22 protein-coding genes are annotated in these 22,858 nt (G+C 76.9%); 11 read left to right on the forward strand and 11 right to left on the reverse strand.

Annotated features, from left to right (window positions below; genetic code table 11):
* Positions 1-5: 5 nt before the first annotated feature.
* The gene (locus tag BMZ33_RS15290) at positions 6-266 is read left to right on the forward strand and encodes a hypothetical protein (protein WP_169064379.1); all 261 of its coding nucleotides are present in this window, start codon (positions 6-8) and stop codon (positions 264-266) included.
* Here the strand turns inward: BMZ33_RS15290 and BMZ33_RS15295 are convergent.
* The 3 genes from BMZ33_RS15295 to BMZ33_RS15305 all read right to left on the reverse strand — a co-directional run bounded on the left by BMZ33_RS15295 (position 263) and on the right by BMZ33_RS15305 (position 4,518).
* Entirely contained in the window at positions 263-2,674 is a 2,412-nt protein-coding gene (locus tag BMZ33_RS15295) for a SpoIIE family protein phosphatase (protein ID WP_091112732.1), read from the reverse strand. The genes BMZ33_RS15290 and BMZ33_RS15295 overlap by 4 nt on opposite strands.
* Positions 2,671-3,294, reverse strand: coding sequence for a biliverdin-producing heme oxygenase (locus tag BMZ33_RS15300; protein ID WP_169064380.1), 624 nt, complete (start codon positions 3,292-3,294; stop codon positions 2,671-2,673). Before BMZ33_RS15300 ends, BMZ33_RS15295 begins: the two co-directional genes overlap by 4 nt.
* A 120-nt stretch (positions 3,295-3,414) precedes the next feature.
* On the reverse strand, positions 3,415-4,518 hold the full coding sequence (locus BMZ33_RS15305) for a helix-turn-helix domain-containing protein (protein ID WP_091112242.1): 1,104 nt from the start codon (positions 4,516-4,518) through the stop codon (positions 3,415-3,417).
* A gap of 96 nt (positions 4,519-4,614) precedes the next feature.
* Between BMZ33_RS15305 and BMZ33_RS15310 the strand changes: the two genes are divergently transcribed.
* From BMZ33_RS15310 to BMZ33_RS15320, 3 genes are all read left to right on the forward strand, one after another.
* Positions 4,615-5,547: a proline dehydrogenase family protein gene (locus tag BMZ33_RS15310; protein WP_169064381.1), complete on the forward strand. Its 933-nt coding sequence runs from the start codon at positions 4,615-4,617 to the stop codon at positions 5,545-5,547.
* A 14-nt stretch (positions 5,548-5,561) separates the two neighbouring features.
* Complete coding sequence (gene pruA, locus BMZ33_RS15315) at positions 5,562-7,187, forward strand: L-glutamate gamma-semialdehyde dehydrogenase (protein WP_091112248.1); 1,626 nt, start codon at positions 5,562-5,564, stop codon at positions 7,185-7,187.
* A gap of 374 nt (positions 7,188-7,561) precedes the next feature.
* Entirely contained in the window at positions 7,562-9,880 is a 2,319-nt protein-coding gene (locus BMZ33_RS15320) for an ATP-binding cassette domain-containing protein (RefSeq protein ID WP_169064382.1), read from the forward strand.
* Between the two features lie 17 nt (positions 9,881-9,897).
* Here BMZ33_RS15320 and BMZ33_RS15325 read toward each other — a convergent pair whose 3' ends face one another.
* Together BMZ33_RS15325 and BMZ33_RS15330 are read right to left on the reverse strand one after the other, a co-directional pair.
* The gene (locus BMZ33_RS15325) at positions 9,898-10,428 is read right to left on the reverse strand and encodes a DUF488 domain-containing protein (protein WP_091112255.1); all 531 of its coding nucleotides are present in this window, start codon (positions 10,426-10,428) and stop codon (positions 9,898-9,900) included.
* Positions 10,429-10,949: 521 nt separating this feature from the next.
* Positions 10,950-11,435, reverse strand: a complete 486-nt coding sequence (locus BMZ33_RS15330) for a hypothetical protein (protein ID WP_091112258.1) — start codon at positions 11,433-11,435, stop codon at positions 10,950-10,952.
* Between the two features lie 169 nt (positions 11,436-11,604).
* Between BMZ33_RS15330 and BMZ33_RS15335 the strand changes: the two genes are divergently transcribed.
* The 3 genes from BMZ33_RS15335 (at position 11,605) to BMZ33_RS15345 (ending at position 15,450) form a co-directional block, all read left to right on the forward strand.
* Positions 11,605-13,560: a sensor histidine kinase gene (locus BMZ33_RS15335; protein WP_091112261.1), complete on the forward strand. Its 1,956-nt coding sequence runs from the start codon at positions 11,605-11,607 to the stop codon at positions 13,558-13,560.
* Positions 13,557-14,198 (forward strand): response regulator transcription factor, encoded by a 642-nt coding sequence (locus BMZ33_RS15340; RefSeq protein WP_169064383.1) that lies wholly within the window; start codon positions 13,557-13,559, stop codon positions 14,196-14,198. The genes BMZ33_RS15335 and BMZ33_RS15340 overlap by 4 nt, the downstream gene beginning before the upstream one ends.
* A gap of 97 nt (positions 14,199-14,295) precedes the next feature.
* Positions 14,296-15,450: an MFS transporter gene (locus tag BMZ33_RS15345; protein WP_091112264.1), complete on the forward strand. Its 1,155-nt coding sequence runs from the start codon at positions 14,296-14,298 to the stop codon at positions 15,448-15,450.
* Positions 15,451-15,452: 2 nt separating this feature from the next.
* On the opposite strand, the gene BMZ33_RS15350 is transcribed toward BMZ33_RS15345, so the two are convergent.
* Entirely contained in the window at positions 15,453-15,884 is a 432-nt protein-coding gene (locus BMZ33_RS15350; protein WP_091112268.1) for an Lrp/AsnC family transcriptional regulator, read from the reverse strand.
* A gap of 123 nt (positions 15,885-16,007) precedes the next feature.
* Between BMZ33_RS15350 and BMZ33_RS15355 the strand changes: the two genes are divergently transcribed.
* Positions 16,008-17,045 (forward strand): ornithine cyclodeaminase, encoded by a 1,038-nt coding sequence (locus tag BMZ33_RS15355; RefSeq protein ID WP_091112272.1) that lies wholly within the window; start codon positions 16,008-16,010, stop codon positions 17,043-17,045.
* A 13-nt stretch (positions 17,046-17,058) separates the two neighbouring features.
* Here the strand turns inward: BMZ33_RS15355 and BMZ33_RS15360 are convergent, their stop codons facing one another.
* The 5 genes from BMZ33_RS15360 to BMZ33_RS15380 all read right to left on the reverse strand — a co-directional run bounded on the left by BMZ33_RS15360 (position 17,059) and on the right by BMZ33_RS15380 (position 20,666).
* Positions 17,059-17,406 (reverse strand): hypothetical protein, encoded by a 348-nt coding sequence (locus BMZ33_RS15360; RefSeq protein WP_091112276.1) that lies wholly within the window; start codon positions 17,404-17,406, stop codon positions 17,059-17,061.
* A gap of 111 nt (positions 17,407-17,517) precedes the next feature.
* Positions 17,518-18,315: an ABC-2 transporter permease gene (locus tag BMZ33_RS15365; protein ID WP_169064384.1), complete on the reverse strand. Its 798-nt coding sequence runs from the start codon at positions 18,313-18,315 to the stop codon at positions 17,518-17,520.
* Positions 18,312-19,229 carry an ABC transporter ATP-binding protein gene (locus BMZ33_RS15370; RefSeq protein WP_091112279.1) on the reverse strand — a complete coding sequence of 306 codons (918 nt, stop codon included), beginning with the start codon at positions 19,227-19,229 and terminating at the stop codon, positions 18,312-18,314. The genes BMZ33_RS15365 and BMZ33_RS15370 overlap by 4 nt, the downstream gene beginning before the upstream one ends.
* A 117-nt stretch (positions 19,230-19,346) precedes the next feature.
* A complete protein-coding gene (locus BMZ33_RS15375) occupies positions 19,347-20,441 on the reverse strand; it encodes an FAD-dependent oxidoreductase (protein ID WP_091112282.1) in 1,095 nt (364 codons plus the stop codon).
* Positions 20,442-20,480: 39 nt separating this feature from the next.
* Positions 20,481-20,666: a hypothetical protein gene (locus tag BMZ33_RS15380; protein ID WP_091112286.1), complete on the reverse strand. Its 186-nt coding sequence runs from the start codon at positions 20,664-20,666 to the stop codon at positions 20,481-20,483.
* A 207-nt stretch (positions 20,667-20,873) separates the two neighbouring features.
* On the opposite strand from BMZ33_RS15380, the gene BMZ33_RS15385 reads away from it, so the two are divergent.
* Genes BMZ33_RS15385 through BMZ33_RS15395 form a run of 3 tightly spaced genes read left to right on the forward strand, consistent with a single transcriptional unit; the run spans position 20,874 to position 22,824 of the window.
* Positions 20,874-22,022, forward strand: a complete 1,149-nt coding sequence (locus tag BMZ33_RS15385; RefSeq protein ID WP_091112289.1) for a zinc-dependent alcohol dehydrogenase — start codon at positions 20,874-20,876, stop codon at positions 22,020-22,022.
* 13 nt (positions 22,023-22,035) lie between these two features.
* The gene (locus tag BMZ33_RS15390) at positions 22,036-22,617 is read left to right on the forward strand and encodes a hypothetical protein (protein ID WP_091112293.1); all 582 of its coding nucleotides are present in this window, start codon (positions 22,036-22,038) and stop codon (positions 22,615-22,617) included.
* A 15-nt stretch (positions 22,618-22,632) separates the two neighbouring features.
* Positions 22,633-22,824, forward strand: a complete 192-nt coding sequence (locus tag BMZ33_RS15395; RefSeq protein WP_091112297.1) for a helix-hairpin-helix domain-containing protein — start codon at positions 22,633-22,635, stop codon at positions 22,822-22,824.
* The last annotated feature ends 34 nt before the right edge of the window (positions 22,825-22,858 follow it).

The following is a 22,858-nucleotide window of genomic DNA, read 5'->3' on the forward strand; positions in this document are numbered from 1 at the left end:
CGGCCGTGACCGACCCCGACCTGCCCGACAGCGGCATGGCCTCCGGCTCCGACGCCGGCCAGCCGGGGGAGCACCTGGGCAGTGGCGACCTGCGCCCCGACGAGGAGCGCCTGCTCGGCGAGCTCGCGCGCGGGACCGACGGCGCCCCGCCCGAGGCCGGCGACGCGGAGCTGCGGGCCGCCGAGGACGAGGCGCCGCTGCCCGCCAAGGGCGGACCCCAGGGCGACGGCCTGGACGCGGAGTTCAGCGACCCCGAGGCGCCCTAGGGCCGGCCTCCCTGCAGCGGCCCGCCGCCAGCGGGCGAGTGGTGGGAGGCAGGAGCAAGCTCCTCCACCAGGCGGACCGCGACCAGCGCGACGTCGTCCTCGGCGCCGTCGGGCACCAGCCGCCCGAGCAACGCGTCGCACACCTGCTCCACCGGCCGGTCGCGGAGCTCCGCCAGCGCCCGGCCGAGCAGGCCCACGCCGTCGTCGAAGCCGGAGTCGCGGCGCTCGACCAGGCCGTCGGTGTAGAGCAGCACCGTCGAGCCGGGCCGCAGCTCCTCCACCTGGTCGGTGCGCACCGCCCGCGGGTCCACGCCGAGCAGCAGCCCCGGCCGCGGGCCGGTGAGCGCCACGGCCGCGCCGTCGGGGCCGGCCACCAGCGGCGGCAGGTGCCCGGCGCTGGCCCACCGCAGCCGCGCCGTGCCGCGGGCGCCGGGCTCGAGCCGGCCGACGAGCACGGTGGCCATGGCACCCAGACCCAGGCCCTCGATGGCGGCGTCGAGGCGGGCCAGCACGGTCGCCGGGCTGCCGGTGCTGTCGTAGGCGATGCCGCGCAGCAGCCCGCGCAGCTGCGCCATGCAGGCGGCCGCCGCGGTGTCGTGGCCGACGACGTCGCCGATGACGAGCATCGTGGAGCCGTCGGGCTGCACGAAGACGTCGTACCAGTCGCCGCCCACCTGGGCCTCGCGGGTGGCCGGCACGTAGCGGACGCCGACGTCGAGGTGGTCGGCGGCGGGTGGCTCGGACAGCAGGCTGCGCTGCAGCGTCTCGGCGGCCCGCACGATGGTGCGCGAGCGGGCGTACAGCGCCTCGACCAGGTGGTTGCGCAGCTGCCCGACCTCGGAGCGCTCCTGCGGCGTCCACGGCTGCGAGCGCTCCCGCACGGTCTCCCGCCAGCGGTCGAAGCTCTTGCGGGGGCTGAGCCGGACCGAGTCGCCCTCCCGCTCGGCGATCGCCTTGTTGTGCGGGTCGCCGCCCCAGTCCACCGAGTGCACGGCCTCCCGGCGGTGCCAGAGGACGTACTGGCCCTCGGCGAGCGGGAGCACCAGCACGCCGCAGGCGACCTCGGGCGGCGCGCCCAGCTCCGGGGCGTCGCGCGGCAGGGAGTCGGTGGCCACGACGTCCTCGCCCTGCGCGGCCGCCCAGGCCACGAGCCGCTCGACCAGCGCGGGGTCCAGTCGCGCGCCCCGGGTGCCGCCGTCGCCCTGGAGGCAGAGGGTGACGCCGTCGGCGGGCAGCACGTCGAGCAGGCTCGGGCTGCCGAGCAGGGTCTCGGCCAGCGGGCGGTCCTCGTCGAGGGTGGCGGCGGTCAGCCAGGCCAGGGTGGAGCGCACCTGCAGCGCGCGGTGCACCTCGTCCTCCGCCGTGCGGTCGACCAGCCGCAACGACAGCGTGGAGCCGAGGAACTCCGCGGCCGCCCGGGTGGCGTAGGGCGGCTGGTGCGGGCCGGCGTAGTGGTGGCAGGCGATCAGCCCCCACAGCCGGTCGCCCTGCAGCAGCGAGATGGACATCGACGCGCGCACGCCCATGTTGTGCAGGTACTCGACGTGCACCGGCGAGACGCTGCGCAGGGTGGAGTAGGTGAGGTCCAGCGGGCGGCCGGTGACCGGGTGGGCGGTCGGGTGGACCGGGCTCGGGACGTAGTCGACGTCGGAGATGAGCCGGATCCAGTTCTTCTCGTACAGCGCCCGCGCCTGGGCCGGGATGTCCGAGGCCGGGTAGTGCAGGCCGAGGAAGGAGTTGAGGCCGGCGGCCCGCGCCTCGGCGACGACCTCGCCGTTGTAGTCGGCGTCGTAGCGGTAGACCATCACCCGGTCGAAGCCGGTGAGGTCGCGGACCGCCTGTGCGGTGGTGTCGTAGAGCTCCTGCAGCGTCGAGGCGCGGTTGAGCGCGCCGACCGTCCCGCGCACCGCCTGGTAGGTGTTGGGGAAGGAGAACGGCCGCGGGCCGCGGGCGGGCTCGAGCTCCACCACCAGGTTGGTCTGCGGCGGGTCGCCGTCGGTGGGCTGGTCGTGCTCGTCCCGAACGCCGCCGAGCACCGCGCGGTGCAGGATCGCGTCGACCGGCACCGGGTCGCCGCCGACGTCGAGGGTGAGCTCGACCGGGTTGCGCTCGCGCAGGTCGCCGAAGGCGCTCGCCGAGCGGACGACGGCCCCGGCCTGGGCCACCCCGATCACCTCGGCCAGCGGCCGGCCGAGCGCGTCGGACCAGGCGACGCCGGTGAGCCCGGCCAGGTTCTCCGACGCCTGGACGACGACCAGGTCGGGCTCGCTCACGGCCAGCAGCACGCCGCGCGGCTGGATGCTGCCCGGGACGTGGATCGGCTCGCGGGCGCAGTTGTCGAGGTCGACCGGGGTGTCCGGCGCCAGCCACGCGACGTCCCGGTCGACGTCCCGGTCGAGCTCGGTCACGCGGGAGCCCCCGACGTCCGCGCGGCCGGCCGGCACCAGTCGGCGAGGACGGCGAAGGTGGCCCGGGCCGCGCCGACCACCCGGCCGGCGTCCCCGCCGGCGGCCACGTGCTCGCGGGTGACCCGGCGGAAGGCGTGCCACATCGCGCCGGTGTCGGCGCCGTAGGGGCTGAAGCAGCGCAGCCGCGGGCCGCCGGCCAGCCCGGGCAGCGTGGCGAGGTGGCGGTCGATGAACGTGCCGCCGAGCGTGGAGCCCTCCAGCACGTAGAGCCGGCCGAGCGCCTCGTCGGTGTCGCGCACCTCGGGCAGGTCGGGCAGGTCGGGAGCGGCCCCCGGGTCGGCGCCGAGCGCGCGCAGGTCGGCGGCGTAGAGCCCGGCGCGGCGGCGGCGCGCCCAGTCCAGGGCGGCGGCGTCGTCGGGCCGGCGGCGCGCCCAGGCGTCCAGGCCGGCCTCGGCCGCCAGCCAGAAGGCGTGCAGCCGCCCCAGGACGCCGACCAGGCGGTCGCGGTCGAGGTGGGGGTCCATCAGGTCGAGGGTGGTCTCGACCCGGTCGTGCTCCTCGGCGGTGGCCGTGCGCAGGTCCCGGAGGACGTCGCCGGCGCCGCCCGCGTCTCGAGGCAACGCCTCTCCTCCCGCAGCCATCAGCACCGTCGAGGGTAGGTCACCGGGGGGACGGCGTCGCGCGCGAGCGGTACTCACCGGTTCCGCCTCGCCCGACCGCACCGCGGGCGCGGGAGGCGGTCAGGGGAGGCGGGCGCGCCGCAGCGAGGCGTGCACGAGCAGGCGGGTGTCGCCGTCGGCGAGGTCCAGGCCGGTCAGCGCGGTGATCCGGCCGAGCCGGTAGTACAGCGTCTGCCGGTGGATGCCCAGCGCCGCCGCGGTGCGGGCCACGCTGCCGGCCGCGTCGAGGTAGGCCCCGGCGGTGGTGGCGAGCGCGGGCTCGGCCAGCAGCGGGGCCACCGCGGGGTCGGGCGCGGGCAGCGCGGCGGCCGTCCGCCACCCGCCGAGCTCGGCCCACTGCGCCACTGGCGCCAGCCGCGGCACCAGCCCGGCGACGGCGGCCGCGGCCCGGGCCTCGGCCCAGCGCGCGGGCAGGTCGGCGGCGCCGGGGCCGGCGGCCGACACCCCGGCGCTGGTGCCGGCGGGCAGCCGGGCGAGCGCGGCCGACGCGGCGGCCGCGGCCGGGCGCAGGTCGGCCGGGGACGCCAGCCGCACCAGGACGGCGACCTCCCCGCCGGGGAGCACCGCCGCGCCGGCGGTCGGGCGCCGGCCGGCGGGTGCACCGCGGGGCGGGCGCAGCGCGACCAGGGCCACGGGACCCGGGCGGGCGGCCAGCGCGGCGGCCGCGCGGTCGCGCTCGGCACCGGTCCCGGTCAGGACGGCGGCCAGCGCGGCGCCCGGGTCGTCGTCGGCCTCTCGCTCGGCGAGCAGCCGGCCGGCGCGGGCCGCGAGGGCGACGGCCGCGGCCAGCGCCGGGTCGCCGGCGTCGTCGGGGTCGGTGCGGCCGCCGTCGAGCAGCCACAGGTAGCCCAGCAGCCGGCCGTCGGCGCGCACCGGCAGCAGCAGCCGGGTGAGCACGCCGGCCGCGGGGTCGGCGGGGGTGCGCACCGGCCCCTGCGCGCGGGCGATGCCGAGGTCCTCGAACCAGCGGCGGGTGGCCGGCGTCGAGCCGCGGCCGAGGATGGAGCGGGCGCGGACGGCGTCCATCGCGCCGCCGTCGTCGCCGTCGTCGTCGGTGGGGTGGGCGCAGAAGGCGACCAGGGTGAAGTCGACGTCCTCCAGCGTCGCCGGGGCCTGCAGCAGCCGGGCGGCCTCGTCGACCACGTCCTGCAGGTCGGTCCGCACCTGGACGAGTGTATGAAGCGGTTTCCTACACCTGTCCCTGGCCGGTGGCGCCGCGCGGTCCTAGCGTTCGGTATCCCCCGAGGACGGAGGTGGCACGTGCTCTCGCAGAAGGCCCTGCTCCTGGGCGCCGCCCGCCGACCCGCGCTGCGCCGCGCCCTGGTCGGCACACCGGTCACCCGCCAGGTCGTCGACCGCTTCGTCGCCGGCGAGACGCTGCCCCAGGCGCTCGACGTCGTCCGCCGGCTCACCGGCGAGGGTCTCGCGGTGACCCTCGACCACCTCGGCGAGGACGTCACCGACCGCGCCGAGGCGCAGCGCTCCCGCGACGCCTACCTGGCCGCCCTCGACGGGCTGGCCCCGCTCGGCCTCGGCCGGCGCGCCGAGGTGTCGGTGAAGCTCTCGGCCTTCGGGCAGGCGCTGCCCGGCGGCGAGGACCTGGCGCTGGAACTGGTCCGGCCGGTGGTCGAGGCGGCCGCCGCGATCGGCACCACGGTCACCCTCGACATGGAGGACTCCTCCACCGTCGACGCCACCCTCGGCACCCTCGCCGAGCTGCGCCGCGACCACCCGGAGACCGGCGCGGTGCTCCAGTCGGCGCTGCACCGCACCGAGGACGACGTCCGCGCGCTGGCGACCCCCGGATCCCGGGTGCGGCTGGTCAAGGGCGCCTACGACGAGCCGCCGTCGGTCGCCTTCCAGGGCAGGGACGAGGTCGACGCCGCCTACGCCCGCTGCCTGGGCGTGCTCATGCGCGGTCCCGGGTACCCCATGGTCGGCAGCCACGACCCGCGACTGGTCTCGGTGGCCCAGCGCCTCGCCGCCGAGTACGGCCGGACGCCGGACTCCTGGGAGGTGCAGATGCTCTACGGCATCCGCCCCGCCGAGCAGCACCGGCTGGCCGCCGAGGGCGTGTGCGTGCGCGCCTACGTCCCCTACGGCGTCGACTGGTACGGCTACTTCGTCCGCCGGCTGGCCGAGCGCCCCGCGAACCTGCGCTTCTTCCTGCGCTCCCTCGTCACCACGTCCTGATCCGGAGGCCCCCCGTGGACGCCGTCACCAACGTCCCCCCGCCGACCAACGAGCCGGTGCTCACCTACGCCCCGGGCTCGCCGGAGCGCGCGGCCCTGCAGCAGCGGCTGACCGAGCTGGCCGCCGAGCCGCTCGAGCTGACCATGACCATCGGCGACAAGCAGCGGATGGGCAGCGGCGAGCGCTTCGACGTCGTCCAGCCGCACCGGCACGCCGCCGTCCTCGGCACCGCCGCGAACGCCACGCACGCCGACGCCGAGGAGGCCGTGGCCGCCGCCAAGGCCGCCGCGCCGGCGTGGCGGGAGCTGTCCTTCGACGACCGCGCCGCGGTGTTCCTCAAGGCCGCCGACCTGCTGGCCGGGCCGTGGCGGCAGACGCTGAACGCCGCCACCATGCTCGGGCAGTCCAAGACCGCCCACCAGGCCGAGATCGACTCGGCGTGCGAGCTCGTCGACTTCTGGCGCTGGAACGTGCACTTCGCGCGGGAGATCGTGACCGCGCAGCCGGTGTCCTCGCCGGGCGTGTGGAACCGCAGCGACCACCGGCCGCTCGAGGGCTTCGTCTACGCGGTCACGCCGTTCAACTTCACCGCGATCGCCGGCAACCTGCCGACCGCGCCGGCGCTCATGGGCAACACCGTCGTCTGGAAGCCCGCGCCCACCCAGCAGTTCGCCGCGCACCTCCTCATGCGGCTGCTCGAGGAGGCGGGGCTGCCGCCGGGCGTGATCACGATGGTCACCGGCGACGGGATCGCCGTCTCTGACGTCGCGCTGGCCGACCGCGACCTCGCCGGCATCCACTTCACCGGGTCGACGCCGGTGTTCCAGCACCTGTGGCGCACGGTGGGCGAGAACATCGCGAACTACCGCGGCTACCCGCGGATCGTCGGGGAGACCGGCGGCAAGGACTTCGTCGTCGCCCACCCCTCGGCCGACGTCGACGTGCTGCGCACCGCGCTGGTCCGCGGCGCCTTCGAGTTCCAGGGGCAGAAGTGCTCGGCGGCCTCGCGCGCCTACGTGGCGCGGTCGGTGTGGGCGCGACTGCGCGACGACCTCGTGGCGACCACCGAGTCGCTGTCGATGGGCGACGTCACCGACTTCTCGAACTTCATGGGCGCGGTGATCGACCGGAAGTCGTTCTCCAAGCTGTCCGGCGTCATCGACCGCGTCGACGACGACCCGGCGCTGTCGATCGTGGCCGGGGGCCAGAAGGACGACAGCGAGGGCTTCTTCGTGCGGCCGACGCTCATCGAGGGCACCGACCCCGGGCACGAGGTCTTCACCACGGAGTACTTCGGGCCGATCCTCGCGGTGCACGTCTACGACGACGCCGACTACGACGCGGTCCTCACCCAGATGGAGTCCGCGGCGCCGTACGCGCTGACCGGGGCGGTCATCGCCCAGGACCGCGCCGCCATCGTGCACGCGCAGCAGTTCCTGCGCTTCGCGGCCGGCAACTTCTACGTCAACGACAAGCCGACCGGTGCCGTCGTCGGCCAGCAGCCCTTCGGCGGCGGGCGCGCCTCGGGCACCAACGACAAGGCCGGTGCGGCGCAGAACCTGCAGCGCTGGACGTCGACCCGCTCGATCAAGGAGACCTTCGTCCCGCCGACGGACCACCGCTACCCGCACATGGGCTGAGCTCGTGGCGCGTCCCCCCTGGCGGTGCACCGTCAGGGGGACGCGCTGCGGTGGGGCAGCGACCTCCCGCAGGGAGCCGGGGGCGCAGCGTCACGACGTGCACGCCGGGGACCTGGCCGGGCGGGTCCGGAGCCGCCGTCGGCCGGGAAGCGGTTGACGCGAGCGGGGCCGGTGAGGACGGTGCCGGGCGGTCCCGTCCGCACGGACGGCCCGGGCGCACCCAGGCAGGAAGGCTCCGTCGTGGCCTGTCGACGTCATGACCCGTCGCCACCTCCGCGGCGCCGGTCCCCGGAGCGGGACCTCCGACCGCCCGGGTGCGGCACCCGCACCCGGGGCGCCCGGCCGTGCAGCGCGCCGGTGGGGGAGCGCCGGTGGTGACGGCCGGACCGCGCGACGGCACGCTGCTCCAGCTGTCCGCCGGCGGGCGCGTGTGGACCTTCGACGGGTCCCGGCCGGTGCTGGTGGGCCGGGACCGGCGCTGCGACGTGCTGCTGTCGGACCAGCGGGTCAGCCGCGTGCACGTGGGACTGCGGCTCGACGAGCGCGGCTGGCTGGTGGAGGACCTCGGCAGCAGCAACGGCACCGCCGTCGACGGCACGGTGCTGCCGGCCGGGAGGCCGGACGGGCCGCCCGGCACCGGGCGGCCGCTCGAGCCCGGGTGGGAGCACCGGGTGCGGCTGGGCGGGGAGGGAGGCCCGGAGCTGCTGGTCCGGTGGGCGCCCGCCGGGCCCGGACCGGTGGCGGGCCCCGGCCCGGCCACGGGGCCGGTCGTCGTCATCGGCCGCGACCCCGCCTGCGACGTCGTCGTGGCCGACGACCCGCTGGTGTCGCGCCGCCACGCCGCCGTGCACGTCACCGGCCCCGGCGCCGCCGTGCTGGAGGACCTGGGCAGCTCGAACGGGACGCACCTCAACGGCGTGCGCCTGGCCGGGACGGCCGCCCTCTCCCCCGGGGACACCATCGGCATCGGGGGCACGATGGCCACCTGGGACGGCCGCGCGGTGCTCCTCCCGCGCCGCCGCACCGCGACCCTCAGCGCGCGGCACCTCGGCGTCTCCACCCGCAGCGGCAAGCGCCTGCTGGACGACGTCTCGCTCACCGTCCGCGCGGGGCAGCTGGTGGCGGTCATCGGCCCCTCCGGCGCCGGCAAGTCGACCCTCCTCGGCGCGCTCACCGGCCTGCGCCCGGCCGGCATGGGACGGGTGACGTGGGACGGGCGGGACCTGTACGCGGAGTACGACCACCTGCGCCACCAGATCGGGCTCGTACCCCAGGACGACGTGCTGCACCGCCAGCTGACCGTCCGGCGGGCGCTCGACTACGCCGCGCGCCTGCGGCTGCCGCAGGACACCACCCCGGCCGAGCGGGACCAGCGGGTGCGCCAGGTCCTCGCGGAGGTGGGGCTCTCCGCGCAGCTGGACCAGCGGATCGACTCGCTCTCCGGCGGCCAGCGCAAGCGCACGTCCATCGCCCTGGAGCTGCTCACCGCGCCGCAGCTGCTCTTCCTCGACGAGCCCACCTCCGGCCTGGACCCGGGACTGGACCGGCAGGTGATGGAGGGCCTGCGGACCCTCGCCGACGGCGGCCGGGTGGTCCTCGTCGTCACGCACAGCGTGCTCGCCCTGGACCAGTGCGACCTCGTGCTGCTGCTGGCCACCGGCGGCCGGGTCGCCTTCTTCGGCCCCCCGCAGCAGCTGCTGTCCTTCTTCGGGGTGCCCGACCACGCATCGGTCTTCCGGGTGATCGACGACCCCGTCTGGGTCAGCCGCTTCGCGGAGTCGCCGGTCCGGCAGGCCTACGTCGGGTCGACGTCGGTGGTGACACCGCCCCCGCCGCCGGCCGGCCGGGCCCCGGCGCCGATGCGGCCGGCGCCGGTCCGCCAGCTGGTCACCCTCGTGCGGCGCAACCTCGCCGTCGTGGCCGCCGACCGGCTGTTCCTGGCCCTGCTGGTCGGGATGCCGGTGGTCCTGGCGGTCATGGCGCACGCCTTCCCCGGCGAGGCCGGCCTGTCGCTGCGCGCGGCCGACGGGGACCCCGCCGAGGCGCAGCAGCGGATCATCGTGCTGGTGGTGGGCGCCGCCCTGATGGGGGCGGCGCTCGCGGTCCGGGAGTTCGTCGCCGAGCGCCCCATCTACCGCCGCGAGCACGCCGTCGGTCTCTCCCCGACCGCCTACCTGGCCGCCAAGGTCCTCGTCCTCGGCGGGGCCGTCGCGCTCCAGTCGGTGGCGTTCACCCTGCTGGCGCTCATCGGGCTGCCGGGCCCCGACGACCCGCGGGTGCTGCCCTGGGGTCACGGGGAGGTGGCCCTCGCGGCGGCCGCGGTGGGCGTGACGATGAGCATCGCCGCGCTGGCGGTCTCCGCGCTGGCGCGGTCGACCGACCAGACCATGCCGGCCCTCGTCGCGCTGGTGATGGGGCAGCTGGTGCTGTGCGGCGGCCTGTTCCCGCTGGCCGACCGGGCCGGCCTGGAGCAGTTCTCCTGGGTGCTGCCGGCCCGTGCCGGCTACGCAGCGATGGCTGCGACGGCCCAGCTGCAGCCCCTGTCCGGTCCGCAGCCGGACCCGCTGTTCACGCCCACCGCCGAGCGCTGGGCGCTGGACCTCGGGCTGCTCGCCGCCCAGGCGGCGGTCTTCCTCGCCCTGACCGCGTGGGCGCTGGCGCGGTCGGTGGCGCGCTCGGGCACCCCCCGCTGACCCGTCGCCCACGGCGCTCACGGCGGCCCCGGCCAGCGCACGAGGCCGTCGTCGCCGAGGACGGCGCCCTCGGACGGGCGGTGGTCGGCCGGCCGGCCGTCGGGCATGAGGTGGCGCACCGGCACACCACGCGCGAGGACGGCGACGTCGGCGACCAGCCGCCGGTGACAGCGCCACCACACGCTCTCGCTGCACATCACCGCCACGGTCGCCGTCCCGGCCGCGTCCAGCACCTCGTCGAGCCCCGCGGCGAACTCCGGGGTCCGGGTGTGCGCCGCGTAGGCGGCGAACTGGGCGACGGTCCACCAGCCGTCGGCCACCGGCTCGTCGGCGGGCAGCCGGCGCCGGCCGCCGAGGCGGGCGTCCCACCGGTAGCCGACCCCCGCGGCCGGCAGCCACTCCTCCAGCGCCTCCCGCCGGACGTCGGGGTTGCTCCGGCTGCCCGGGAACCGGCGGACGTCGACCAGCAGCCCGACCCCGGCCGCGGTCAGCCGGGCGGCGAGGCGGGCGCGGTCGTCGGGCCCGTGGCCCACGGTCAGCAGCGGCACGCGACCCCCCCTACCCGTCACCGGGACCGCCCGCGCGCGGCGGGCGGTCCCGGTGTCCTGCGTGGTCGGGCCGGTCAGCGGAGTCGCACCTCCAGGTCGACGACGTCGGTGCCGGGGCGGAAAGTGCCGACGACCTCGCCCTCGGCGCCGACGTAGCGACCGGTACCCCCGGTCACCGCCCACGTGAAGCCGGTGGGGCTGGCGGCCGGGTCCTCGACGAAGGCGCCCTGGGTGGTGAGCTGACCGCGCGGGAGGGCCGGCGTGGCACTCCAGGCGGCGGCCAGCCGGTCCTCGGCCAGGGCGTGATGGTGCAGCTGCCGGCGCTGAGACCCGGCTCGCCGAGGTCGAGGTCGGTGTTGCGATCGGGGACGGCGACGGTGGTTGGCCGCAGGACGGGGTCGGCGGACGGGACCATGGCCAGCGCGGTGCCGGCGGCGATGCCGGCGAGCAGGACGGCGGCGGCCAGTGTGGTGCGGCGGGTGGGGGACACGGGGGCTCCTCTCGGGGTGGTGGGTCCGGGGTCAGCCGGTGAACGCCAGCCAGACGGCGGCGGCGACGGTCAGGACGGCGACCGCGACGCCCGCCGCGGCCGGCGCGGGCAGCCGCCCGAGCCGGCGCTTCGAGTCCAGGGCCAGTCCCACGGCACCGCCGGCGAGGACGGCCGGCAGCCCGGTCCAGAAGACGAGGACGGTGACGGCGCCCAGGACGGCGAGCACGAGCGCGCGCCGGGCGGTGCGCTCCGGCGGGACGGCGCGGGCGCGGGCGCTGACCAGCGCGACGACGGCGAGCCCCACCGCGACGAAGGCGACCAGCAGCGCGAGAGCGCCCCAGCCGCCCCCGCCCGCGAAGTCCACGCCCCACTCGGAGGGGCCGGACCTCCACGGGGTGTCGACGTACTGGCCGACGAACGTGCAGGCCAGTGCGACCCCGGCGCCGGCGAGGGTCGCGCCGTCCGGCGCCGGGGACGGGCGGGTGGTGGTGGCCGGAGTCGTGGACGAGGTGGTCATGGCGGACCTCCCTGATCGGGCCGGCCCTCGTGGCCGGACGGGATGACCGTGGCCGCCCACCGGGACCCGGCGGATGGGGCGGGGAACCCGGTCGGGCCGGGAGGACCTCCCGGCCCGACCGGGACGCGGGAGGCCCCACCCGGGACGCCGTCGGCGACACACTGGCGCCGTGGGCAGGCGTTTCCTGACGACCGGTGTCGCCATCGCGGCCACGCTGCTGTGCGCCGCGGCGGCGGGCCTGTCCGGGTGGGTCGAGGCCCGGGTGCCCGGGACCAGGCCCACGGTCGTCGGCGGCGTGTACGCCGTCGTCTGCGCGGCGACGGGCACGGCGCTGGTCCACCTCCGACCACGGAACGCCATCGGCTGGCTGCTCGTGCTCGCCGGGCTGCTGCAGGGTCTGAGCCTCGGCAGCACCGCCTACGCGCGCTACGGGGTCGGTGTCGCCGACCCGGACTGGCCGCTGGCGCGGCTGGTGGCGCAGGTCGGACCGATGGCCTGGCTGCCGTCACTGGTGCTGCCCGCCACGGTGCTCGTCGCGTTCTACCCGTCCGGCCGGTTGCCCGCGCGCTGGTGGCGGTGGCCGGTGGCCGCGGTGTCGGTCGGCCTGGCCGTCCTCACGGTCGTCACCAGCCTGACCCAGTCCGTGTACGACGACACCGCCTCCGGACCCGCCCCGGTGGACCTGCCCGAGAGCCTGTGGGTGCCCGTCGCCGTCATCGCCGGCGGGGCGGTGATCGGCGGTGCCTCCGTCATCTGGGGCGCCACGATGGTGCGCCTGGTGCGCGCCCACCCGCCGGAGCGGCAGCAGCTGGCCTGGCTGGTCTGCGTCGTCCTGCCGCTGGTGACGGCGGTCTTCCTCGTCCCCGACCCGGCCGGCTGGCTCGTCCTGCCGTTGGGCCTGATGGTCCCCGGTGCGGTCCTCGTCGGCGTCGTCCGCTACCGGCTGCTCGGCATCGTGGTCAGCCGGGCGCTGGTCTACGCGGCCCTGACGACCGGCGTCGTCGTCCTCTACCTGGCCGTGGCGGGCGCCACCGCGGCCGCCCTCGGGCGCACCCTGTCCCCGGTGAGCGGCGCGGTGGTCGCCGCGCTGCTCGCGGTGGCCCTCAGCCCCGCCCGCACCCGGCTGCAGGCGGCGGCCGACCGGCTGGTGTACGGCCGGCGCCGTGACCCGGTCACCGCGGTGACCGAGCTGGGCGACCGGGTGGCCGGTGCCGACGAGGCCGACCTGCTGCCCGCGGTGCTCGGCACGGTCGCCGCGGCGCTACGCGCGCCCGCGGCCCGGGTCGTGGCGCCAGGGGAGCCGGTGCCGTCCGACGGGGTCGTCGCCGTCGCCCTGCGGGTGGGCGGCCGGGACCTCGGCAGCCTGTGCGTGACGGAGCGCTCGCCCGGGGAGCCGTTCACCGCGGGGGACCGGCGGCTGCTCGGTGCGCTGGCGCCCCAGGTGGCCGCCGTCGTCCGGGCGCTCGAGCTGACCCGGTCCCTGGAGCGCGAGCGCGACCGGGTGCTCACCGCCACGCACGCCGAGCGCGACCGCATCCGCCGCGACCTGCACGACGGGCTGGGGCCCTCGCTGGCCGGGATCGGCCTGGGCGTGCAGGCGGTGCAGACCCGGCTGGGGGAGCGGGCGGACCCCTCGACCGCGGCGCTGCTGCAGCGGGTGCGCGACGAGGTCGACGGCGCGGTCGGGGAGGTGCGCCGCATCATCGACGGCCTGCGCCCCGCCCCGCTCGACGACGTGGGTTTCGTCGCCGCCGTCCGGCGGCACGCCGACGCGCTGGCCCCCACGGTGCCGGTGCGGGTCACCGCCGAGCCGCTGCCGCCGCTGCCGCCCGAGGTCGAGACGGCGGCCTACCGGATCGCGCAGGAGGCGCTGACCAACGTCGCCCGGCACGCGGGGGCCCACAGCGCCGAGGTCGGACTGCGCGCCCGGGACGGCCGGCTGGAGGTGGCGGTCGTCGACGACGGCGCCGGCTTCGGGCCGGAGGACGGCGACCCGCGGCCCGCGGGCGTGGGGCTGTCCTCCATGCGCACCCGCGCGGCGGCGGTGGGCGGCGAGCTGACGGTGACCAGCGGCCCCGGCGGCACCCGCGTGGTCGCCGGCCTGCCCCTGGAGGCGGGCCGGTGACCGTGCGCGTGGTCGTCGCCGACGACCACCCGATGTACCGCTTCGGGCTGCGCGCTGTGCTCGACGCGGCGCCGGAGGTCGACGTCGTCGGCGAGGCGGCCGACGGCGCCGCCCTGCTCGAGGTCGTCGCCCGCTGCGCCCCGGACGTCGTCCTCACCGACCTGTCGATGCCGCGGCTCTCCGGCACCGCCGCCGTCGACGAGCTGACCCGCCGCCGCCCCGGCCTGGGCGTCCTCGTGCTCACCATGCACGAGGACGACGCCTCCCTCTTCGGCGCCCTGCGCGCCGGCGCGCGCGGCTACCTGCTCAAGGGCGCCGACGCCGACGAGATCGTCCGGGCCGTGCTCGCCGTGGCCGGCGGCGACGCCGTCTACGGCGGGGCGGTGGCGCGGCGGGTCGTCGACGCCCTGACCGGGAGGGCCGCCCGCGCCCCGGCGCTGCCGGAGCTGACCGGCCGGGAGCGGGAGGTGCTCGAACTGCTGGCCGCCGGCCTCCCGACGGGCCAGATCGCCCGCCGGCTGGCCCTGTCGGACAAGACGGTGCGCAACCACGTCTCCGCCGTCCTGACCAAGCTCCAGGTGCCCGACCGGGCCGCCGCGGTCGCCCGCGCCCGCGAGGCGGGCATCGGCCCGGCCTGAGCCGGGGCCGGGCCGGGGCGTCCACCCGCCGCCGCGCGCCGGCCCGGCGGCGGTCATGCTGGACGGCCGGGGACGGTGCCGGGGCGAGGGGAGCGGCGTGGCGCAGGGGACGACGGGACGGCGGACGTCGCTGTGGCGGCTGCCGGCCATGCGCGCCCTGGTCGGGGCGACCGCCCTCGGCTTCGCCAGCTACTGCCTCACGCTGGCCTCGCTGCCGGCCCACGCGGTGCAGGGTGGCGCGTCCGCGGACACCGCCGGCGTCGTCACCGCGGTGTTCCTGCTCGTCACCGTCGCCGTCCAGGGGCTGGTGCCGGGGCTGACCGCGCGCTTCGGCCCGGCGCCGGTCCTCGCTGCCGGGTTGCTCGCCCTCGGTGCGCCCGCCCCGCTCTACGCCCTCGGTGACTCCGTGCTCTGGCTCTCGGTGGTGTCCGCGGTGCGCGGCGCGGGGTTCGCGGTGCTCACCGTCCTCGGCGCCACGCTGGCCGCCCAGGTGGCCCCGCCCGAGCGCCGCGGCGAGTCGATCGGCATCTACGGCCTGGCCATCGCGGTGCCCAACCTGGTGTGCATCCCGGCGGGGGTGGCGCTGGTCCTCGGCGACCACCCGGTGCTGCTGGCCTGGCTGGCCGCCTGCCCCGTGCTCGCGCTGCCGCTGCTGCCGGTGCTGGCCCGGAGGGTGGCCCGGGAGCCGGTCGCGACGACGTCCTCGCGCGCCGCGGTGCGCGCCGCGCTGGCGCCGTCGGCTGTGCTGCTGGTGGTCACGCTGGCCGGCGGTGGGCTGGTCACCTTCCTGCCGATCGAGCGGCCCGACGGCGTCCTGGCGACGGCGGCGCTGCTCGTCTTCGGGATCACCGGGGCGCTCTCCCGGTGGCGCGCCGGCCTGGTGGCCGACCGGGTCGGCACCGGCCGGCTGCTGCCCGTGGCGCTGGTGGGCGGCGCGGCGGGGATGGCCCTGGTGGCCGCCGGCCTCGGGATCGGCGACGCCTGGGTGCTGCTCGGCGCCGCGCTCTTCGGCGGCGGGTACGGCGCCGTGCAGAACCTGACGCTGGTGAGCGCCTTCGCCCGCGCCGGGGAGGGCGGGTCCACGGCGGCGAGCGCGCTGTGGAACGCCTCGTTCGACCTGGGCACGGCCCTGGGCGCGCTGGCGCTCGGCGTCGTCGCGGCCGGGCTCGGCCTGCCGTGGACCTACGTCCTCGTCGCCGCCGTCCTCGTGGCCACGCTGCCGCTGACCCGCGCGGCGACCCGACCCGTCTGAGGTCAGCGCAGCACGGAGGTCAGCAGCAGACTGGTCTGGCTGTTGATCACACCCGGGACCGCGCGGATGCGGTTGAGCAGCCGGTCGAACCCGACGAGGTCGGCGGTGCGGGTCTCGGCCACGAGGTCCCAGGCGCCGTTGGTCGAGTGCATCGACTCGATCTCGGGGAAGCCGCGCAGCCGGCGGATGACGTCGTCGGTGGAGCGGCCCTCGACCTCGATGAGCGACACCGCCCGCACCCCGCCGGCGGCGGCCTCGTCCCGCACGCGCACCGTGAACCCGACCACGACGTCCTCGGCGACCAGCCGGTCGAGGTGGCTGGTGACCGTCGCGCGGGTGACGCCGAGCCGGCGGGCGAGCTCGGCCACCGGCGCCCGGCCGTCCTCGCGCAGGGCCGCCAGCAGCCGCCGGTCGAGGTCGCTGAGCTCCGCCATGCGCAGAACGTACAACCGGCCGCGACGATCCGGTCAGGTCCTGCACACGATGCACTCGTTCTGCTCATTGCCCGTGCAGATCGCCCATCCCTAGCGTTCTCCCGTCGAGAGGAGACCGTCGTCATGACGCTGTTCGTGGACGTCCGCAACATGGTCCGCTGGGTGGTCGAGACCGGGCCCGAGCGCGTGATCGCCGGGATCGCCGAGTACGTGGAGGACGACTTCCGCCGCTGGGAGTCCTTCGACAAGATCCCCCGCGTCGGCAGCCACACGCCCTACGGCGTCATCGAGCTCATGCCGACCAGCGACGGCGAGACCTACGCCTTCAAGTACGTCAACGGCCACCCCAGCAACCCCGCCCGCGGCTTCCAGACCGTGAGCGCCTTCGGTGCCCTGTCCGACGTCTCCAACGGCTACCCGGTGTTCCTCGCCGAGATGACGCTGCTGACCGCGCTGCGGACGGCGGCCACCTCGGCCGTGGTCGCCCGGCTCCTGGCCCGGCCCGACTCCCGCCGCCTGGCGCTGATCGGCGCGGGCAGCCAGTCGGAGTTCCAGGCGCTGGGCATGCGGGCGCTGCTCGGCATCCACGAGGTGGCGGTCTGGGACACCGACCCCGACGCCATGGCCAAGCTCGCCCGCAACCTCACCCCGCTGGGCTTCGACGTCACCGTGGCCTCCTCCGGCCGCGAGGCGGTGCGCGGCGCCGACGTCGTCACCACCTGCACCGCGGACAAGGCGCGCGCGGTCGTGCTGCCCGGCGAGTGGGTCGAGCCGGGGGTGCACCTCAACGCCATCGGCGGCGACTGCCCCGGCAAGACCGAGCTGGACCCCTCGATCCTGCTGCGCGACGACGTCACCGTCTTCGTCGAGTTCCCGCCCCAGACCCGCATCGAGGGCGAGATCCAGGCGATGCCGGCCGACTTCCCGGTGACCGAGCTGTGGCAGGTGCTCACCGGCCGCGCCCCCGGCCGGACGTCGGCCGCGCAGGTCACCCTGTTCGACTCCGTCGGCTTCGCGATCGAGGACCACTCGGCGCTGCGCTACGTGCGCGACCAGGTGCGCGGCACGCCGTGGGTGGACGACGTCGACCTGGTCGCCGAGCCCGAGGACCCGAAGGACCTCTTCGGCATGCTCGGCGCACTGACCCCGATCGGCTCCTGAGCGTCCGGCCTCCTCAGCCGGCCACGCGGTCGGCGGCCGCGCGCAGGGAGCGCAGCAGCAGCAGCTCCTCGGCCGAGCGGCGCAGCCAGGCGCGCAGCCCCGCCGGGTCGCTGCGGACGGCGTCGCGGGCGGCGCCCAGGTCGACCTGGCGGGTGTTGGCCTGCGCCCGCTGCGCCGGTGGCAGGCCGCGGGCCTCGGCACGGGACAGCGAGGTGAGCGCGGCGCCGACGTAGACGAGCTCGCGCACCTCGTCGACGCCGGCCAGCACCGCGTCGGCCGCGGCGGGGTCCCCGGCCGCGAGGTGGTCCAGCAGGGCGGCGGCGCGCTCGCGGCCGAGGGCGGCGGCGTCGGGGGAGGTCACCCCTCCACGGTGCCAGCCCCCCGTCCGGGCCGGCCGGACCGGGTGGTCCTCCGCACCCGGTCGTGCTCTGCACACAGGAGTGTGCAGAGCACGACCCGGCTCCGGAGGGCTTCAGGCGTCCCGGCGGGCGAAGGCCACCGCGGCCAGCCCGAGCAGGACGGCGACCTCGGCGGCGAACACCGCGAAGCCGGTCCACGGCTCGAGCAGCAGCGGGTTGAACGACTCCGGCACGGCGATCCGGGAGCCGGCGTTGCCCGGCATCAGCTTGGTCAGCCACTCGCCCAGCGCGCCGGGCAGCAGCATCACCAGGTTGCCGACCAGGAACACCAGCGCGAGCACCACCGACACCGCGGCGGCGGTGGAGCGCAGCAGCAGTCCCGCGGCCATCGCCAGCAGCCCGAGCCCGGCCATGTAGAGGCCGCTGCCGAGCAGCGCGCGCAGCACCCCGTCGTCGCCGAGCGAGAGGCCGATGCCCTCCGCGGAGAGGAAGGCGTTCCCGCCCAGCCAGCCGAGCACGGCGGTGACCACGCCGGCGACGAACAGCGTCCCCGACAGCACCAGCGCCTTGGCGGCGAGCACCGTCCCGCGGCGCGGTGTGGCGGCCAGGGTGGCGCGGATCATCCCCGTGCCGTACTCGGCGGTCACGGTCAGCGCGCCGAGCACCACCGCCGTCACCTGGGCGAACAGCAGGCCCCAGGTGATGAACGCCCCGACCGGCTCGCCGGTCTGCCCAGCGGCCAGGTCCGGGGCGACGAGAGCGCACACCAGGGTCGTCAGCCCCGCCCCGAGCGCCACCATCGCGGCCACCGACCAGCCGGTGGAGCGCACCGACCACAGCTTGAGCCACTCGGCGTGCACAGCGCGGCCGAGGCCGGTCCCCCGGGGGGCGGTGGGGGTCACGGCGGTCACCGGGTCACCTCGGCGGGACGGGCGGCGTACTCGACGCTGCCGGCGGTCAGGGTCATGAAGGCGTCCTCCAGCGAGGAGCGGACGAGGCCCAGCTCGTGCAGCACCAGCCCGGCGCCGGCGGCCAGCTCGCCGACCGCGACGGTGTCGGCGCCCTGCACCCGCAGCTCGTCGCCGTCCCGGGTGACGTCGGCGCCCGAGCGGCGCAGCAGGTCGGCCAGCGCGCCGGGCCGCGGTGCGCGGACCCGCACGAACGAGGCGGCGTGCTCGGCGATGAAGTCCGCGGTGGCGCAGTCGGCCAGCACCCGGCCCCGGCCGACGACGACGAGGTGGTCGGCGGTGAGCGCCATCTCGGCCATGAGGTGGCTGGAGACCAGCACGGTGCGGCCCTCGGCGGCCAGGTCGCGGGCCAGCGAGCGCACCCACCGGATGCCCTCGGGGTCCAGGCCGTTGACCGGCTCGTCGAGGACGACGACCGGCGGGTCGCCGAGCAGCGCGGCCGCGATGCCCAGCCGCTGACCCATGCCGAGGGAGAAGCGGCCGACCCGCTGGCCGGCGACCGCCTCCAGCCCGACCAGGCCGAGGACCTCCTCGACCCGGGCGGCCGGGATGCCGTTGGACGCGGCCAGCCAGCGCAGGTGCGCCCGGGCGGTGCGGCCGGGGTGCAGGGCGCGGGCCTCGAGCAGCGCGCCGACCGCGCGCAGCGGGGCGGGGGAGTCGGCGTAGCGGGCGCCGTCGACGGTGACCGTGCCGGCGGTGGGCCGGTCCAGCCCGATGACCATCCGCATGGTCGTGGACTTGCCGGCGCCGTTGGGACCGAGGAAGCCGGTGACCCGGCCGGGGCGGACGGTGAAGGAGACGTCGTCCACGGCGACGCGGTCGCCGTAGCGCTTGGTCAGGCCGGAGGCGACGATCACGGCGCCACCGCCGAGGGGGAGGAGGTCATGGCCGCGAGACTCCCGCCGGGCGGGGTGCCGGCACATCCGGGCCGGTCCCCCATCCGCCCCTGACCGCGGCTCCGGGAGGACCCTGGGTCAGGCGCTGCGGGGGAGGGGCGTGGCGGCTCCGGCGTCGTCGTCCAGCAGCCGGCGCAGGACCACCGCCGCCGTCCGCCCGGCCCGGTTGGCGCCGATGGTGCTCGCGCTCGGGCCGTAGCCGACCAGCTGCAGCCGGGGCTCCTCCACGGCGGTGGTGCCGTCCACCGGGACCACCCCGTCGCGGGTCCGCAGCCGCAGCGGCGCGAGGTGGCCGACGGCGGCGCGGAAGCCGGTGGCCCACAGGATCACGTCGGCCGGCACGGACCGGCCGTCGTCCCAGGCGACGCCGTCGGGGGTGATCCGGTCGAACACCGGCAGCCGGGTGAGCACGCCGGCGTCCAGCGCCCGGCGCACCCACGGCGTCACCACCAGGCCGGTCGCGCCGACGACGCTGCCGGGCATCCGGCCGGCGCGCACCGCCTCGGCGACGCGGGCGACCGCGGCCCGGCCCTGCTCCTCGCCGAAGGGCCCCTCCCGCCACACCGGCGGCCGGCGGGTCACCCAGGTGGTCCGGGCGACGGTGGCGAGCTCGCCGAGCAGCTGCACGGCCGAGGCGCCGCCGCCGACCACGACCACCGACCGCCCGGCGAACTCCGCCGCGCCGCGGTAGCCGACGGTGTGCAGCTGGCGGCCGCGGAAGGTCTCCTGGCCCGGGTAGTGCGGCACGAAGGGGCGGGTCCAGGTGCCGGTCGCGTTGACCAGCCCGCCCGCCCGCCAGGTCCCCCGGTCGGACTCGACGCGGAAGCGCCCCTCCCCGTCCCGGCGGACCGCGGTCACCCGCACCGGCCGCTCGACGGGCAGGGCGAAGCGCCGCTCGTACTCGGCGAAGTAGGCCGGCACCGCCTCCGCGGCGGGCAGGTCGTCCGAGGCCGGCTCGAACGGCAGCCCCGGCAGCTCGTGCACGCGGTGGGTGGTGGCGACGGTGAGCGAGGACCAGCGGTGCTGCCAGGCCCCGCCGGGTGCGGCGTCGGCGTCCAGCACGACGAAGCCCCGGCGGGGCGGGAACCCCAGCCGGGCCAGGTGGTACGCGGCCGACAGGCCGGCCTGGCCCGCGCCGATGACCACGACGTCGACGTCCCGCTCGCTGCTCACGTCCCGGCAACGCCACCGCGGCGGCCGGGCTTCCGCGGGTCAGCCGATCGCGATCACGAAGACCAGGTAGATGACCAGCAGCAGCGCGAGCAGCACGAAACCGAAGCCGAGGGTGACCCAGCGGTGGATGGACGTGAGCAGCTCGGTCTGCCGCTCGAGCTGGCTCAGCTGCGCCCGGCGGAAGGTGTCGGTGCGCTCCTGCTCGGACGTCGGACGGGTGTCCATCTCGGCGGCTCCCCCTGGTCGGTGCTGCGGCGAGCCGACGGTAGGGCCGGCACCCCCGGGAGGCGAGGAGCGACGCCCGCCGGGGCGTCTCGAGTGGCCCTCCGGCCTCCGGCACCGCAAGGTCGGGGACGGACCGGTGAGCAGCGCCGGCGACCCGGCGGCCCGACGCAGGACGCCGGGCTCCCGCTCGAGGAGGGCAGCCCCCGCATGCGCGCCATGGTCTACCGCGGGCCGTACCAGGTCCGGGTCGAGGACAAGGACGTCCCGGCGATCGAGCACCCCAACGACGCGATCGTGCGGGTCACCCTGGCCGCCATCTGCGGCTCCGACCTGCACCTCTACCACGGCCTGATGCCGGACACCCGGGTCGGGCACACCTTCGGCCACGAGTTCATCGGCGTCGTCGAGCAGGTGGGCCCCTCGGTGCAGAACCTCGCCGTCGGCGACCGGGTGATGGTGCCGTTCAACGTCTTCTGCGGGTCGTGCTGGTTCTGCGCGCGCGGGCTGTACTCCAACTGCCACAACGTCAACCCGAACGCGACGGCGGTCGGCGGCATCTACGGCTACTCCCACACCACCGGCGGCTACGACGGCGGCCAGTCGCAGTACGTCCGCGTGCCCTTCGCCGACGTCGGCCCGGTGCGGATCCCCGAGTGGATGCACGACGAGGACGCCGTCTGCCTGACCGACGCCGCCGCGACCGGCTACTTCGGCGCCCAGCTCGGCGAGATCGCCGAGGGGGACACCGTCGTCGTCCTCGGCGCCGGGCCGGTCGGCCTGATCGCCGCGCAGTCGTCGTGGCTCATGGGTGCCGGGCGGGTGATCGTCGTCGACCACCTCGAGGAGCGCCTGCAGAAGGCGCGGACCATGGCCTACGCCGAGGTGCTGAACTACGACGAGCTCGACGACGTCGTCGTCGAGCTGAAGAAGCAGACCGACTACCTCGGCGCCGACGTCGTCATCGAGGCGGCCGGCGCGGAGGCCGACGGCAACTTCCTGCAGCAGGTGACCGGCACCAAGCTCAAGCTGCAGGGCGGGTCCCCGGTCGCGCTCAACTGGGCGATCGACGGGGTCCGCAAGGGCGGCACGGTCTCCGTGGTCGGCGCCTACGGGCCGATCCCCAACGCGGTGAAGTTCGGTGACGCGCTGAACAAGGGGCTGACCCTGCGGATGAACCAGACGCCGGTGAAGCGCCAGTGGCCGCGGATGTTCGAGCACGTGCGCAACGGCCACCTGACCCCGCGCGAGGTGGTCACCCACCGGTTCCCGCTCGAGCACATCGCGGAGGCGTACCACGTGTTCTCGAGCAAGCTGGACGGCTGCATCAAGCCGCTCGTCCTGCCCGACGCGGCCTGAGGAGAGCGCGACGATGACCGATCCCGACATCCCGAGCGCCTACGTCCGCGACAAGCGCACCCCGCCGCCGAGCCGCGAGGAGCTGCGGGCCCGGATCCCCGGCTGGGGCGTCGACCTCGACCCGGCCGACCGGCCCTCCCACCCGAGGCTGCAGTACCCGGCCGACACCGGCGCGCACTGGGACTTCCCCGAGCGCCAGCCGGGCGGCGAGGGCCGGGAGCACTCGATCGAACACGCGTTCGTCACCCCCGTCTTCGGTACCGCGCAGCCGCTGCGGGGGCCGTCCGGAGCGATCCGGCGCTACGCCTACCGGCGGTTCAGCGAGGGCCGGCTGGCGCACTGGCTGCTGCTGGTGGCCGGCGACCGCGTCGACGCCTGGGAGCACCACCTGCGGTCGTTCGTCTCCGGCCGTCCCGACGTGCCCGCCACGGGCGTGCGCACCGAGCTCACCCACGGCGGGCTGCGGTCGCGGCGCGGGCGCTCGGACGTCCGCCACCAGCTCCTCGACCCGGTCGTCGTCGTGGGCCCCTGGGTGGCCGGCGCGGGCGCCGCGGTGCTCGGTGTCCGGAGGCTGCTGCGGGCCGTCCGCGGCTAGAGCTGCGGACCGCGCGTGACCCCGCTCGACGAGCTGCCCCGCATCGGCGCGCCGGCCACCCGGGCGCTGCACGGTGCCGGCCACACCGGCCTGGGGCAGCTCGCCGGCGTCCCGCGCACGGAGCTGGCCGCCCTGCACGGCGTGGGCCCGAAGGCGCTGCGCCTGATCGAGGAGGCGCTCGCCGAGCACGGGTTGCGGCTGGGCTGAGCCCGGGCGGGGCCTGAGGAGCCCGGCGTACGAG

The sequence above is a fragment of the Geodermatophilus dictyosporus genome, from assembly GCF_900115505.1.
Taxonomy (GTDB): domain Bacteria; phylum Actinomycetota; class Actinomycetes; order Mycobacteriales; family Geodermatophilaceae; genus Geodermatophilus; species Geodermatophilus dictyosporus.